This is a genomic window from Sorangium sp. KYC3313 (assembly GCF_052075895.1).
Classification (GTDB): Bacteria; Myxococcota_A; Polyangia; order Polyangiales; family Polyangiaceae; genus Sorangium; species Sorangium cellulosum_B.
The window spans coordinates 11,897,285-11,911,359 of record NZ_CP197255.1 but is presented as its reverse complement, the minus strand read 5'-3'; the positions used below and the strand labels follow the sequence as shown (position 1 = coordinate 11,911,359).

10 protein-coding genes are annotated in these 14,075 nt (G+C 74.8%); 7 read left to right on the top strand and 3 right to left on the bottom strand.

Annotated features, from left to right (window positions below):
- Positions 1 to 171: 171 nt before the first annotated feature.
- The 3 genes from crtI to ACSRUE_RS45335 are packed head-to-tail and all read left to right on the top strand — an operon-like array spanning position 172 to position 4,191.
- Positions 172 to 1,779: a phytoene desaturase family protein gene (gene crtI / locus ACSRUE_RS45345; RefSeq protein ID WP_441288989.1), complete on the top strand. Its 1,608-nt coding sequence runs from the start codon at positions 172 to 174 to the stop codon at positions 1,777 to 1,779.
- Complete coding sequence (locus ACSRUE_RS45340) at positions 1,760 to 2,716, top strand: phytoene/squalene synthase family protein (protein WP_441288988.1); 957 nt, start codon at positions 1,760 to 1,762, stop codon at positions 2,714 to 2,716. Before crtI ends, ACSRUE_RS45340 begins: the two co-directional genes overlap by 20 nt.
- On the top strand, positions 2,713 to 4,191 hold the full coding sequence (locus ACSRUE_RS45335; RefSeq protein ID WP_441288987.1) for a lycopene cyclase: 1,479 nt from the start codon (positions 2,713 to 2,715) through the stop codon (positions 4,189 to 4,191). Before ACSRUE_RS45340 ends, ACSRUE_RS45335 begins: the two co-directional genes overlap by 4 nt.
- Before the next feature lie 165 nt (positions 4,192 to 4,356).
- Here ACSRUE_RS45335 and ACSRUE_RS45330 read toward each other — a convergent pair whose 3' ends face one another.
- The 3 genes from ACSRUE_RS45330 to crtD are packed head-to-tail and all read right to left on the bottom strand — an operon-like array spanning position 4,357 to position 7,303.
- Positions 4,357 to 4,848 (bottom strand): beta-carotene hydroxylase, encoded by a 492-nt coding sequence (locus ACSRUE_RS45330; protein WP_437761717.1) that lies wholly within the window; start codon positions 4,846 to 4,848, stop codon positions 4,357 to 4,359.
- Positions 4,845 to 5,729 carry a carotenoid 1,2-hydratase gene (locus ACSRUE_RS45325; protein ID WP_437744088.1) on the bottom strand — a complete coding sequence of 295 codons (885 nt, stop codon included), beginning with the start codon at positions 5,727 to 5,729 and terminating at the stop codon, positions 4,845 to 4,847. The genes ACSRUE_RS45330 and ACSRUE_RS45325 overlap by 4 nt, the downstream gene beginning before the upstream one ends.
- Positions 5,726 to 7,303, bottom strand: a complete 1,578-nt coding sequence (gene crtD / locus ACSRUE_RS45320) for a 1-hydroxycarotenoid 3,4-desaturase CrtD (RefSeq protein WP_441288986.1) — start codon at positions 7,301 to 7,303, stop codon at positions 5,726 to 5,728. Before crtD ends, ACSRUE_RS45325 begins: the two co-directional genes overlap by 4 nt.
- Positions 7,304 to 7,401: 98 nt before the next feature.
- On the opposite strand from crtD, the gene ACSRUE_RS45315 reads away from it, so the two are divergent.
- The 4 genes from ACSRUE_RS45315 (at position 7,402) to ACSRUE_RS45300 (ending at position 14,006) form a co-directional block, all read left to right on the top strand.
- Positions 7,402 to 8,313, top strand: a complete 912-nt coding sequence (locus ACSRUE_RS45315; protein ID WP_437863441.1) for a polyprenyl synthetase family protein — start codon at positions 7,402 to 7,404, stop codon at positions 8,311 to 8,313.
- A 401-nt stretch (positions 8,314 to 8,714) separates the two neighbouring features.
- Entirely contained in the window at positions 8,715 to 10,484 is a 1,770-nt protein-coding gene (locus tag ACSRUE_RS45310; RefSeq protein WP_441288985.1) for an acyl-CoA dehydrogenase family protein, read from the top strand.
- 207 nt (positions 10,485 to 10,691) lie between these two features.
- Positions 10,692 to 11,780 (top strand): MaoC family dehydratase, encoded by a 1,089-nt coding sequence (locus ACSRUE_RS45305; RefSeq protein ID WP_441288984.1) that lies wholly within the window; start codon positions 10,692 to 10,694, stop codon positions 11,778 to 11,780.
- 87 nt (positions 11,781 to 11,867) lie between these two features.
- The gene (locus ACSRUE_RS45300) at positions 11,868 to 14,006 is read left to right on the top strand and encodes an ATP-binding protein (RefSeq protein ID WP_437761711.1); all 2,139 of its coding nucleotides are present in this window, start codon (positions 11,868 to 11,870) and stop codon (positions 14,004 to 14,006) included.
- Positions 14,007 to 14,075 lie beyond the last annotated feature (69 nt).

The window sequence follows — 14,075 nt, the reverse complement described above, 5'->3', positions numbered from 1 at the left end:
GGATAAACCTTGCTAGGACCCGCCGAGCCGCGGCCGTCCGCGCCGGCCCGGCGCACCGGGATGCATCGGAACGGCGGGCAGCGAGGCCCAGAAAGACCCCCTCCTGCCGACGTCTTTCGCGCTTGTCATTCGCCTTTGTCAAAGGCTAGGACAAACATTATACTGAACGTCATGCAAAACACCAGCGCTTCGGCGCAGGATCCGGCGCATCCGGCCAGGCCTGACGCCTCGCCGGGCGACGAGGTGGCCGCTCCCCCGCGAGCGGCGCGCGCGGGCGGCGTCCTCCGTGGAGCGCGCGCGCCGCGCGCCGTCGTGATCGGCAGCGGCTTCGGGGGCCTCGCGGCGGCCGTGCGGCTCGGGGTGCGGGGCTACGACGTCACGGTGGTCGAGAAGCTCGACCAGCCGGGCGGGCGCGCGTACGTCCACCGCCAGGACGGGTTCACCTTCGACGCGGGGCCGACCGTCATCACGGCGCCGTTCCTCCTGGAAGAGCTCTGGCAGCTCTGCGGCCGGAAGATGGCCGACGACATCGACATGCGGCCCGTCGCGCCGTTCTACCGGATCCGGTTCCACGACGGCGTGACGTTCGACTACACGGGCGACGCCGCCGCGATGCGCGCCGAGGTCGCGCGCCTCTCACCCGGGGACGTCGAGGGGTACGAGCGCTTCGTCCGGCGGAGCGAGGCGATCTTCCGCGTCGGGTTCGAGGAGCTCGCGCACGTGCCGTTCGGGTCGTGGATGGACATGGCGCGCATCGTGCCGGACATGGTGCGGCTCGAGAGCTACCGCACGGTGTACGGCCTCGTCGCGAAGCACGTGAAGGACGATCGCCTGCGCCAGGTGCTGAGCTTCCACCCGCTGCTCGTGGGCGGGAACCCGTTCTCGACGACCTCGATCTACAGCCTGATCGCGTTCCTCGAGCGCAACTGGGGCGTCCACTTCCCGATCGGCGGCACGGGCGCGCTGGTGAAGGGGCTCGTGTCGCTCATCGAGGGCCTCGGCGGCTCGGTGCGGTGCGGCGCCGAGGTGCGGCGCATCTCCGTGGAGGGCGGCCGCGCCCGGGGCGTGGAGCTCGCGTCGGGGGAGCGGCTCGCCGCCGACGTCGTCGTCTCGAACGCGGACTCGGCGTGGACTTACCGGCACCTCGTGCCCCCCGAGGCGCGGAAGCGCTGGACCGACCGGCGCATCGAGCGGCAGCGCTACTCGATGAGCCTCTTCGTGTGGTACTTCGGCACGCGCCGGCAGTACCCGGACGTCGCTCACCACACGATCCTCCTCGGCCCGCGGTACAGGCCGCTGCTCGAGGACATCTTCGAGAAGCACGTGCTCGCCGACGACTTCAGCCTGTACCTGCACCGCCCGACCGCGACCGATCCGGCGCTCGCCCCGCCCGGCTGCGACGCGTTCTACGTGCTGTCCCCGGTGCCGAACCTGCTCAGCGGCACCCACTGGCCCACGGCCCAGGAGCGGTACCGGCGCTCCATCTCGGCGCTGCTCGAGGCGACGATCCTGCCGGGGCTCGAGGGCGCGCTCGCGAGCTCGCGGCTCCTCACGCCGCAGGACTTCCAGGACCGACTGCTGTCGTTCCGGGGCGCGGCGTTCGGGCCGGAGCCGGTGCTCGCGCAGAGCGCCTTCTTCCGGCCCCACAACGCGAGCGAGGACGTCGAGCGCCTCTACCTCGTCGGGGCAGGCACGCACCCGGGCGCCGGTCTGCCCGGGGTGCTCTCGTCGGCCCGCGTGCTGGATCGGGTGGTCCCGGATGCATCGAAGCTCGCCTGAGGCGTCGGCGGCGGACTTCGCCGCGTGCAGGGACCTCTTGCGCAAGGGGTCGAAGAGCTTCGCCGCGGCGGCGCTCCTGCTGCCCGCGCGCGTGAGGGAGCCGGCGGCGGCGTTCTACGCGTTCTGCAGGGTCGCCGACGACGCGGTCGACGAGCTCGGGGAGAACGCGCCGCCGTCCGCGGCCGCGGCCGCGGTCGCGGCGCTGCGGGAGCGGCTCGCGCGCGCCGCGGCGGGCAGGCCGGACGACAGCCCGGTCGATCGCGCGCTCGCCCACGTCATGGCGGAGCACGGGCTGCCGCGCGCGTTCATCGAGGCGCTGCTCGAGGGGTTCGCGTGGGACGCGGAGGGGCGCCGCTACGAGACGCTCTCGGACCTGAACGCCTACGCGGCGCGCGTGGCGGGCACCGTGGGCGCGACGATGTCGACGCTCATGGGGGCGCGGGGGCCCGACGCGCTCGCGCGGGCGTGCGACCTGGGCGTCGCCATGCAGCTCACGAACATCGCGCGCGACGTCGGCGAGGACGCGCGGCGCGGGCGGATCTACCTGCCGCTCGCCTGGATGCGGGAGGCCGGGATCGCGCCGGACGGGTGGCTCGCGCGGCCTGTGTTCGACGACCGGCTGGGGCGGCTCGTGGCGCGGCTGCTCGCCGAGGCGGAGGCGCTCTACCTCCGCGCGGGCGCCGGCATCCCGATGCTGCCGCGCGACTGCCGCCCCGCGATCCAGGCGGCGCGGCTCATCTACGCCGACATCGGGCGGGTCATCGCGCGCCGCGGCTTCGACTCGGTGTCGACGCGCGCGGTGGTGTCGCCGGGCCGCAAGGCGTGGCTCGTGCTGCGGGCGCTGCTCCGCAGGTCCGTCGCGCCCGCGGAGGCCCGCGAGCACGGCGCGGCGCCGCCGCTCGACGAGGTCCGCTTCCTCCTGGAGGCGGCGCGATGAGCCGCGGCGGCGCGCCGGGCTCAGCCGCGCGGGAGATCGACGCGGCGCGGGGGCGCGTGCGCGAGGCGGGCGGCGAGGCGCTGCTCGCGCGCCTCGAGCACCTCGACGCGGCGCGGGCCGCCCCGGCGCCTCGACCGGGACCCTCGCCGCGGCCGCCGGAGCGGGGCGCGACCGCCGATTACGACGTGGTCGTCGCGGGCGGCGGGCTGTCGCTCCTGCTCGCGCCGCTGCTCGCGTCGGCCGGGCTGCGGGTCGCGGTGCTCGACCGGGCGCGGATCGGCGCCGCGCACCGGGAGTGGAACGCCGGGACGGCCGAGGTGGCCGCGCTGTCGGCGTCGGGGATCTTCACGAGGGACGAGATCGAGCGGCTCGTCATCGCCCGCTACGTCGAGGGGCTCTGCCGCTGGCACGGCGGCGGGACGTACCCTGTGCGCGGCGTGCTCGACCACGCCATCGACGCGGGGGGGCTGCTCGCCGCGGCGCGGGCCCGGGCCGAGGCGCTGGGGGTGACGCTGCTCGACGGGCACGCGCTCCTCGGGCACGCGGAGGGGCCGGACGCGGTCGCGCTCGCCGTGGCCGAGGCGGAGCCGGGCGCCGCGCCGCGCGCGCTGTCCGCGCGGCTCCTCGTCGACGCGCGCGGCGCGGCGAGCCCCTACGCGACCGCGGATCTCCTTTGCCCGACCGTCGGCGGCGTGCTCACGGGGCTCTCGGAGGGCGACGGGGAGCGGCGGATCCGGCCGGACGTCGGCGAGATCCTCGCCACCACGGAGGACGTCGAGGAGGGCAGGCAGCACCTCTGGGAGGCGTTCCCGGGGCGGCCGGGCGAGACGACGGTCTACCTCTTCTACTACGCGCGCTCCGGGGACGTCGGGCCCGGCGCGCTCCTGTCGCTCTACGCGCGGTTCTTCCGGCTCCTCTCGCGCTACAAGGAGGGCGACGCGCGCCTCGTGCGCCCGACGTTCGGCTTCATCCCCGGCTGGTCGCGGCTGTCGGCCGCGCCGCGCGCGCCGGGGCGCCGGGTGCGGCTCGTGGGGGACGCGGCGGCGCGGCACTCGCCGCTGACGTTCTGCGGCTTCGGCGCGAACGTGCGCGAGCTCGCGGCGACGGCCGCCGATCTGGCGCGGGCGGTCCGGGAGCCGGGCGCGCGTCGCGCGCTGGCCACGGCGCGCGACGCGCCTGTGCACTCGGGCACCGGCGCGCTCGCGGCCCTCATGGCGAAGCCGGCCGGCGGGGCGAGGGCAGGGGAGATGAACGCGCTCCTCAACACGGCCTTCGCCGTGCTCCACGCGATGGGCAACGACGCGTACGCGGCGCTGCTGCGCGACGAGATGCAGCCGGCCGATTTCGTGAGGTTCTTGCGGGAGACGGCGGCGCGGCGGCCCGAGGTGTACCGCGAGGTCGTGAGCGCACTGCCGCTCCGGGCCATCGGCCGCTGGGGGGCGGGGCTCGCGAGGGAGCTCTACCGCGCCCGCTGAAGCTAGAGCGGCGGTCACCCGCGTCGGATACGGGCCCATCTCGACGTTTTCGGTGCTCAGCGCACTGGAGTGCGCTTCCGCGCCGAAAACGCCGATCTGGGCCCGTCTCCTGTGCGGGTGACCGCCGCTCGGCGACGCGTGTAACAGGGGCGGCTGAGCGCCGCTCTATCGCGCCCGCTGCGCGGCGCGCTGGACGCGGCCGCCCGCGGCGGCGCGCCGCGCGAGGACGAGGGGCCCGAGGAACAGGCCGTACGGCGGGCCGCCGGTGCCGTGGTGGACGCGGTGCGCGTCGCGGACGCGCGCGAGGTACGGGACGCGCGCGAGGCCCGAGACCGGGAGCCGCCCGTGGACGAGCCCGTCGTGGACCAGGACGTAGGCGAGGCCGAAGGCGGTCATGCCGAGGCCGAAGCCGAACGCGGCCTCGCGCAGCGGCCCCGGCGCGCCGTCGCAGCCGTAGATGATGAGCCCGGCGGCGATCGGGGCGTGGAGGAACGCGAGCGCGTCGTTCTGCTCGAAGGCGCCGCGCCGCTTCGTGTGGTGGGAGCGGTGGATGCGCCAGAGCGCGTGGTGCCAGACCTTGCCGTGGAGGAGCGCGGCCCACACCTCCATGATCGCGAAGGCGGCGAGCGCCGTGCCGATCCAGATCGCGAGCGTCATCGCGCCCTCCTCATGCGGAACGGCAGCAGGAGCTGCACCCAGGGGCTGGCGAAGCGATCGAGCGAGAGGGCCTCGTGGACGACCGTCGCCGGCTTGCCGCCGAACGTCGCGGCCGCGAGGGAGCGCGCGTAGAACGGCGTGTCCTCGAGGGTGCGGAGGAGCCGCGGCGCGGACCCCGGGTCGGCGGCGATCTCCCGCGCCATGCCCCAGCGCGTGTCGCCGAGCGGCCGCGGGGCGAGCGGCGGGAGCTCGCGCGCGCCGCCCGCCGCGTCGAACGCGGGCGAGAGGAGCATGCGCGTGCCGTCGCGGCGCCGGACGTCGTAGGTGAGGGCGATCCCGTCCGAGCCGAGCGCGCGCGACCAGGTCCAGCGCTCGAAGGCGTGGTCGAGCGGCTCGTCGCCGGCGTTCGTGTCGAGGTAGGCGCTGCCGGAGAAGCGCAGCGAGGGGTGCGCGAGCTCGACCTCGGCCCGCGCGATCGGCGCGATCGGCGTCCAGCGGTGGAGCCCCCGCCCGTCCAGGGCGACGCCATCGTGCGCGCCGTCCGCCGCGGGCCCGGGCACGGACGGGCGGAGGCGCACCGTGCCCGAGAGCCGGGAGGGCAGAGGCGCCGTGATCTCGTCGAAGGAGACGCGGAGCTCACCCCCGGACCACTCCATCAGGCTCGGTCCGATGGCGAGCGACCGCGGCGACCTGGAGACCGCGCCCCGCGGCCGCTCGGTCAGCGCCCAGCGATCGGCGCGCGCTCCGTACAGCGCGACGTTCATCGCGCAGTGCATGAGCGGATCCGCGGCGCCGCGCGATCGCGCCTTGGCGTAGTAGGGCGAGAAGACGCTCCCGAGCATCGCGATGATCGTGATCGCGCTCTGCCCGTCGTCGCTCACCGCGTCCAGGTACCACCAGGCATAGCCGCCGCTCGGGATCTCGAGGTCGAAGCGAGGTCCTCCATCACGCTCCGCGCCGCGAGCTGGCCGCTCAGCGCCGCCATCGGCACGCCCGCCCCCGGGTGCGCGCTCCCGCCGGCGAAGTACAGGCCCGGGAGCTTCGAGCGCGAGGCCGGGCGCGCGAAGGTCGAGCTCCACCCGTGGGACACCGGCCCGTACAGCGCGCCTCCCGTCGCCGGGAACATCCGCTCGAAGTCCGCCGGCGTCGTCGCCACCGGGGAGGCGCCCGTGCTCTTCAGCGAGAGGCCGAACCGCTGCAGTTGCTGGAACACGCGCTGCTCCCATTCGTGGATCTCCGTGGATGAGGGGGTGTGTTTATCACCGGTCGCAGGCGCATTGAGGATGAAGAACAGCCGCTCTCCGCCTCCCTCGGCGCCCGGGCGCGCCCCGGCCTCGGGCCCGCCGGGCTCGTGCGCCGGCGCGTCGCCGCGGTCCTCGGCGCAGACGTAGACCGTGGCGTCGCGCGGGAGCTCGGCGCGGTCGAACAGCGCGCGGAACTCGGCCTCGTAGTCGCCGGAGAAGAAGACGTTGTGCCGGAGGAGGGGGAAGCCGCTCGCCTCGGCCGCGAGCGCCCAGGTGACGGCCGAGAGCGAGCGCGGCTCGCTCCCCGGCGCCTTGCGGGCGGCGCGCTGGCCGAACAGGCCGGCCCGCAGCGCCGCCGGGTCGGCGTTCAGCACGATGGCGTCGGCCTCGACGCGCTCGCCGCCCTCGAGCACGACGCCCGTCGCGCGGCCGCGGCCCTCCTCGATGGCTGCGACGTGCGCGCCGCAACGCAGCGTCGCCCCGGCGCGGGTCGCCGCCGCGGCGAGCGCCTCGGCGACGCGGCGCATGCCGCCCTCGGGGAGCCAGAGGCCCTCGCGCTCCACGTGCGCGATGACGCTCAGCGTCGCAGGCGCGAGGTACGGCGACGAGCCGCAGTAGGTCGCGTAACGCCCGAACAGCTGCCGGAGGCGCGCGTCCGCGAAGAAGTCGCCGAGCGCGCGGTGGAGGGTGCGGTGCCCGTCGATCTTCATCATCCCGCCGAGGCCCAGGTTGCCCGCCGTGGTCGCGATCGTCTTGAGCGTGGGCCGCTCGGCGCGCAGGAACGGCGCTTCCACCACGTCGAAGATCTCGCGCGCGTACCGGCAGAACCGGCGGTACCCGTCCGCCTCCCGCGCCCCCGCGAGCGCGCCGATCGCGTCCGCGGTGCGCTCGACGTCCGCGAAGAGGTCGAGCGTCGAGCCGTCCAGCCAGGCGTGGCGCGCGAGCGTCCCGGCCCGGCGGAGCGGCACGTGGTCTCCGAAGCGGAGCCCGAGCGACGCGAAGATCTCGTCGAAGACCCACCGCATTGTGAGCACCGTCGGGCCGACGTCGACGCGGCGGTCCCCGAGGACCACCTCGCGTATCTTTCCGCCGACGCGCGGCGCCCGCTCGAGTAGCACCACGTCGAGCCCGCTCGAAGCAAGGAGCGCGGCCGAGGTCAGACCGCCGATCCCCCCGCCGATCACCACGACGCGATCTCTCCTGTCCGCCATGGTCGGAGTGTACGCGTCGGAGGTAGTTTGTCTATACTTTGTTTAACTAATGTTCAAACTGTTGACAAGCCCCTGAGGGTCGCCAAGACTCGCTCCCCATGGATTTCGATCGCCGGATCGAGCGCGTCCTCCTCGCCGCCATCGAGCCGCTCTCCTCGCCCGCGTCGCCGCCCGGGCTCCTGGCCGCGACGCAGCACGCCGTCTTCCCTGGAGGCGCCCGCATCCGGCCGCGGCTCTGCCTGGCCGTCGCTTCGGCGTACGGCGATCCCGCGCCGGAGGCCGCCGACGCCGCGGCGGCGGCGGTGGAGCTCATCCACTGCGCGTCGCTGGTCCACGACGACCTCCCCTGCTTCGACGACGCGTCGATCCGGCGCGGCCGGCCGTCGGTCCACCGGGCCTTCGGCGAGCCGATCGCGGTGCTCGCCGGCGATCAGCTCATCGTGCTCGCCTTCGAGGCGCTCGCGCGCGGCGCCTTCCACGCGATGGCGAGCGGCGTGACCGACGCGCGCAGGGCGGTCCGGTTCTTCGAGGTGCTCGGGGGCGGCGTCGGGATGCCGCAGGGGATCATCGCCGGGCAGGCGTGGGAGTCGGAGGCGAAGGTCCCGCTCTCGGCCTACCGGCGCGCGAAGACAGGCGCGCTCTTCGAGGCGGCGGCGACCCTCGGCGCGCTCTCCGCTGGCCAGGACGGGGCCGCCTGGGGCGACCTCGGGCAGCGCATCGGCGAGGCGTACCAGGTCGCGGACGACGTGCTCGACCTGGTCGGAAAGCCGGAGGACATGGGCAAGCCGGCGGGGCGCGACGGGGCGCTCGGGCGCCCGAACACGGCGCTGGAGCTCGGGCTCTCCGGCACGACCCGGCTGCTGCAGCGGCTCATCCAGGACGCGGTCGAGGCGGTGCCGCAGTGCCCGCGGGCGGACGACGTGCGGTCGTGGGCGGTCGAGCTGGGGGACAGGCTCCTCCGGGTCTGCAGGGGGCCTTCGGCGGCGCTGCCGACCGTGAGCTCCATGTGACGGCTCGGGCGGCCCGACGTACGTCCGATGCGGGGCGGCCGTCGGGGGGCTCGGGACGTCTGAGACTGATGGGTGGGAGTGGAGCTGTGTTGTTTGCGCGTCGCGGGACGGAACGTGTGAATCCGACGTGAACCGATCTGAACCGACGTGAACCGACGTGAACCGATCTGAACCGACGTGAGCCAGAAACGAGGTAAATTCAGGGAGGGCCTTAATGCGCTGTCGCCTGGCGATAGTGGGGCTGCGCCCAGGCTCGACGAACGCGGTTTGGGGTGGCATCCTCGGCAGGCCTTTCCGCGTCTGCCGCGGGGAGCGTGGCTGTGGCGCGGTGCAAAGGCGCTGTGTCCTGCGTCCCGTGAAGCGAGGCGTGGGTCATAGTCCGCGAGCGGGGGGATTGGGGGATGAGGGCGATTCGGGAGCAACACGCCACGATCGTTTCTCGAAAGCTCGAGGCCGACAGTCCCGGGGGGATGCGCGAGGCGATCACCTCCGCCGAGCAGCTCGCGCGCGTCGCGCGCGGGCGCCTCCGCGACCGGGTGGTGGACGTCGGGAGCGCGGTGGGCACCGCCCTCCGGGGTGCGCCGAGGAGCGCGAGCTTCGTCCGGGCGGGCGCCGCCGCCGTGCCGCTGCACGTGTCGCGGATGCTGCTCGATCGACACCAGGTCGCCGCCCACGCGCTCGCCCACCTCTACGCGGAGATCGAGGCCTGCCGCTCGCTCGCCAGCTGGGCCTGCGAGGCGGGCGGGGAGGCCAGGGCCATCGCCGAGGCGCACGCAGGGGCGCTGCTCCTGTCGCTGCGCGGCGGCGTCGATCTGGGCGGCGGAGAGGTCGCGCCGCTCGGCGAGCTCGAGCTCCGCGACGACGAGGTCGCCAAGGCGATCGGCCACCCGGCGGTCGCGGCGTGGGCGCGCGACGCGGGCGCCGGCGCCGCCGTCGCCTCGATCGCGCGCGCGGCCGCCGAGCAGGGCATCCCCGCCAGCGCCGGCGCAGAGGACGAGCGCATCGGCTGGATCCGGCACAACATGCGCGACTTCGTCGAGCGCCTCGTCGAGCCGCTCGCCCCCGAGATCCACCGCCGCAACGGGCTCATCCCCGAGTCGATCGTCCGCCGCATGGGGCAGTTCGGGGTGTTCCGGCTCGCCACCGCGCCCGAGCACGGGGGCGACGGCCTCGGCGTGGCCGCCATGGCGACCGCCGTCGAGGAGCTCGCGCGCGGCTCGCTCGGCTTCGGCGTGCTCACCATGACGGCCTCCATCGCGTCGGACCTGCTCGCCCGATCCGGCACGGACCTGCAGCGCCGCACCTGGCTTTCGCGCATCGCGAACGGCGAGGCGCGCTGCGCCCTCGCGTTCGCGGAGCCGGCGTACGGGTCGGACCTTGCGCGCGTCGTCACGCGCGCCGAGCGCCAGACCGACGGCAGCTACGTCCTCATCGGAAAGAAGGCGTGGGTCACCGGCGCGTCCCGCGCCGACCTGGTGCTCACCCTCGCGAGGACCACGACGCCGGGAGGACAGGGGCAGCTGCCGCTCGGGCCGAGCCTCTTCGTCATCGCGAAGCGGCGCGGCGCGCCGGGCGCCGACTTCCCGGACGCCGGGATCGCCGGGACCGAGCTGCGGGCGCTCGGGCAGCGCGGCATGGGGCACTACGAGCTCCGGATCGAGGGGCTCCAGATCGGCCGCGAGGCCCTGCTCGGCGAGCGCGAGGGCGAGGGGATCGCCCAGATCCAGCGGGCGCTCGTGACGGGCCGCACCTACGCGGCCGCGTGCGGCGTCGGCGTGGCGCAGGCCGCGCTGGAGCTCGCGCTCGAGCGGGCGAAGACGCGCGTGCAGTTCGGGTCGCAGCTCATCTCCTTCCCGCGCGTGGCGCACCGGCTCGGAGGGCTCATCGCGCGCGTCGCCGCCGCGCGGCAGCTCACGCGCGCCGCGGCGCACGTGGCGGACACGGGGCAGCCGTGCGAGCTCACGTCGGCGATGGCGAAGCTCTTCTCCAGCCGCGTGGCCTGGGACGCGGCCGACGCCTGCATGCAGATCCACGGGGCGAGCGGCTACGCGGAGAGCTCGACCGCGGCGCGGCTCCTGCTCGACGCCCGCAGCCTCTTCTTCCAGCTGGGCCCGCACGAGGTGCTCGCGCAGGGCATCGCGCGCGCCCTGCTCGAAGGGCCGCTGCCCTGAGGCGCGCTCCGCCGCGGCGCGCCGCTGCGCGGGGGCACGAGCAGAGGGGGGGCGCGGCCGGGCGGCCGGGCGCGTGAGCCAGCGGGCGAGCGCGTGCGCGGAGGCGTGGCGCGGGAGGCGCGGCGCAGGCGCGGCGCAGGCGTGGCGCAGGCGTGGCGCGCATGCCGTCGTCAGCCGAGCGCGCCTGTGCCATGATCGCGCGGACCGATGGTCCGCGTCCGCTCTCCTCGTTACGGCCGCAAGCTCGACGATTTCACGGTCGGCGCGGTGTATGCCCACCCCTGGGACGTCACCGTGGACGAGGGGATGCTCGCGCTCTTCGCGGCCTCGTTCCAGGACGCGATCCCGACCTACGCCAGCCGCGTCGCGGCCCGGTCGGTGGGGCTCAGGGACAGGCCGGTGAGCCCGCTCTTGCTCCTCAACCTCGGGATCTCCTTCAGCGTGCACGACGTGAGCGAGCAGGCGATCGCGCACCTCGCGTACACCGACGTCCGGTTCCCGGCGGCCTGCTACCCGGGGGACACGCTGCGCGCGAGCTCGCTGGTCCTCGGCAAGAAGCCGGTCTCGACGGGGGACAAGGGCGTCGTGCACGTGAGGACCCAGGTGGTGAACCAGGACGGGCTGCTCGTCTGCTCGTTCGAGCGCAAGGCGCTCGTGCCCCCTGGCCGCGTCGCGGAGCGCCCCGCGGACGCACCGCACGCGGTCGTGCAGCCGGACGCGCCGCCGGCGCGCCTGCCGGAGGAGCTCGACGGCCCGCTGCCTCCGCCGGCGCGCCAGGGCGGCTTCGCCTGCGCGTGGGACGACTTCGAGGTCGGCGACGTGATCACCCACGAGGTCGGCAGGACCATCGGGGACAGCGAGCACATGCAGCTCGCGACCCTCCTGCGCAACTCCCACCCCCTGCACGTGGACGAGCAGTACTCCAGGTCGAGCTCCTTCGCGAAGACGCGGGTCGTCCACGGGGGGCTCGTGCTGTCCTGGGTGCTCGCGCTCTCGAGCCGCGACACGGCCGGGTGCGGCGTCTGGGACCTCGGCCTCGACGAGGGGGCGCACCCGAGCGGCGTGCTCGCGGGCGACACGCTGTTCGCCGCGTCGAAGGTGATCGCCAGGGAAGAGGCCAGGAGCGGCGCCGGGAGCGTCACCTTCCGGATCGTCGGCGTGAAGAACACGCCGCCGCGCGCCCTGATCGCGCAGGGCGCCGACCTGTTCACGCCCGAGCTCGGCAAGGCCGACGGCAGGGTGAAGGAAAAGGTCGTGGAGATCACGCGAACGCTGCTCCTGCGCCGGCGGAGCTAGCGTGACAAACGGTCCCCGGCGGGCCGCCCGCGGCATACAATGGGCGGCCATGAGCACCGCTCTGCCCCAGCGAGGAACGGGACGGCCATGAGCACCGCTGGGAGCCGTGAGCTGGACGCGCTCCGCGCGCGCGTCGCCGAGCTGGAGCGGGAGCTGGCCCACGCCCGCGCGCCAGGTCGGGTCGCCGCCGCCGCCGGAGGCCCGGACGCGCCGGCCAGAGATCCGGGCAGCGCGAGGGGCTCCGCCCTCGTCGAGGAGGCGCGGCGGCGGCTCGACGAGGGCGAGCAGGCCGCGCAGATGGGCAACTGGCTCTGGGAGCTCGGCCAGAGCAGCATCATCTGGTCGCGGCAGCTCTTCCGGATCCTGGGCCGCGATCCCGAGACGGATACGCCCTCGACGGAGACCTTCCTCGAGGCCGTCCACCCCGACGACCGGGAGCGGCTGCACGCCGGCCTGCAGCTGGCGAACGAGACAGGAGAGGGGTCGGGCGCGATCGCGTTCCGCGTGCGCCACCGGGATGGAACGGTGCGGGAATGCCTGCTGAGCAGCCTGCCCCTCGTCGAGGGGGCGGGGCCGCCGTCGCGCTTCTTCGGCGCGGTCGTCGACCTCACCGAGCGCCGCCGCGCCGAGCAGGAGCTCCGCCGCAGCGAGCGCATGCTGAAGGAGGCGCAGCGCATCGCGCACGTGGGCAGCTGGTCCTACGACATCGCGTCGCGGACGATCTGCTGGTCCGAGGAGCTCTACCACATCCTCGGCGTCGATCCCTCGGTGCGCCCGACGTTCGAGCTCTTCGCGGGCCTCATCCACCCCGAGGATCGCCACCGGGTCTTCGGCGGCGCGGAGACCGCGTCACCGCTCGGCATCGCGAGCCCCGTCGAGTGCCGCGTCGTGCGCCCGTCCAGCGGGGAGCTGCGCCACGTGCAGATGGCGGCGCAGCTGGTCATGGACGACGCCGGGACGATCACCGGGCTGGTCGGCACGAGCCTCGACATCACCGAGCGCCGGCGCCTCGAGGAGCAGCTCCTGCACAGCCAGAAGCTCGAGGCGATCGGGCGCCTCGCCGGCGGGGTCGCGCACGACTTCAACAACATGCTCACCGCGATCTTCGGGCACAGGGAGCTCGCGGTGCGCAAGGTGCCGGCGGCGTCGCCCGTCGCCGAGCACCTCACGCAGATCGGCACCGCCGCGGAGCGGGCCGCGGCGCTCACGCGGCAGCTGCTCGCCTTCGCGCGCAAGCAGCTGATCCAGCCGAGCGTGGTCGACCCGAACGCGCTGATCCTCGGGGTCGAGCCGCTCCTCCGCCCGCTCGTGGGCGAGGACGTGGAGCTCGTCGTGCTGCCGGGGAGCCAGATCTGGCCCATCCACATCGATCGGGGGCAGTTCGAGCAGCTGCTCATGAACCTGGCGGTGAACGCGCGCGACGCGATGCCCGGCGGGGGCCGCCTGGTGATCGAGACGGCGAACAGGGCGCTCGGCGCGGGCGACGGGGAGTGGGGGCCAGAGATCGAGCCCGGAGATTACGTGGAGCTCACGGTCACCGACACCGGGCAGGGCATCGACGACGCCGTCCAGAAGTACGTGTTCGAGCCGTTCTTCACGACCAAGGAGCCGGGCAAGGGGTCGGGCCTCGGGCTCGCGACGTGCCACGGCATCGTGAAGCAGCACGGCGGCCACATCTGGTTCGCCAGCGCCCCCGGCCAGGGCACGCGCTTCACGATCTGCTTCCCGCGCGTGCGCGGCGTGCCCTGCGAGCAGCCTGCGAGGGCGACCGCGGCCGCCGTCGGGGGCGTGGAGACCGTGCTCGTCGTGGAGGACGAGGCGCAGGTGCGCGAGCTCTGCGTCGCCGCGCTGCGCTCCTTCGGCTACTCGGTCCTCGCGGCGCGGAGCGGCAAGGAGGCGATCGCGCTCGCGGCCGCCTATCCAGGCCCCATCCACCTGCTCGTGAGCGATGTGGTCCTGCCGGACGCGCGCGGCCCCGCGCTCTCGGCGATGCTCGCCCGCGCGCGCGCCCCGCTGCCCGTGCTCTACGCCTCGGGCTACACGGAGGACGCCCTCCTCCAGACCGATCTGCTCGACGGGGTCGCCCACTTCCTCGCCAAGCCGTACACGCCGACGCAGCTCGCGAAGGCGGTGCGCGCCGTGCTCGACGCGTCCGCGCAGGCGCGATGGGCGAAGGGCTCCGGCGACGCCCCGCCGCCGGCTCCGACCGCCGAGCGCCTGCAGTGAGCGCGCTCGTGCGCCGCGGGAGGCGGGCTCGCGGGGCCTTCGCGCGCGATCGTCGGCGTGTGCGCGCGC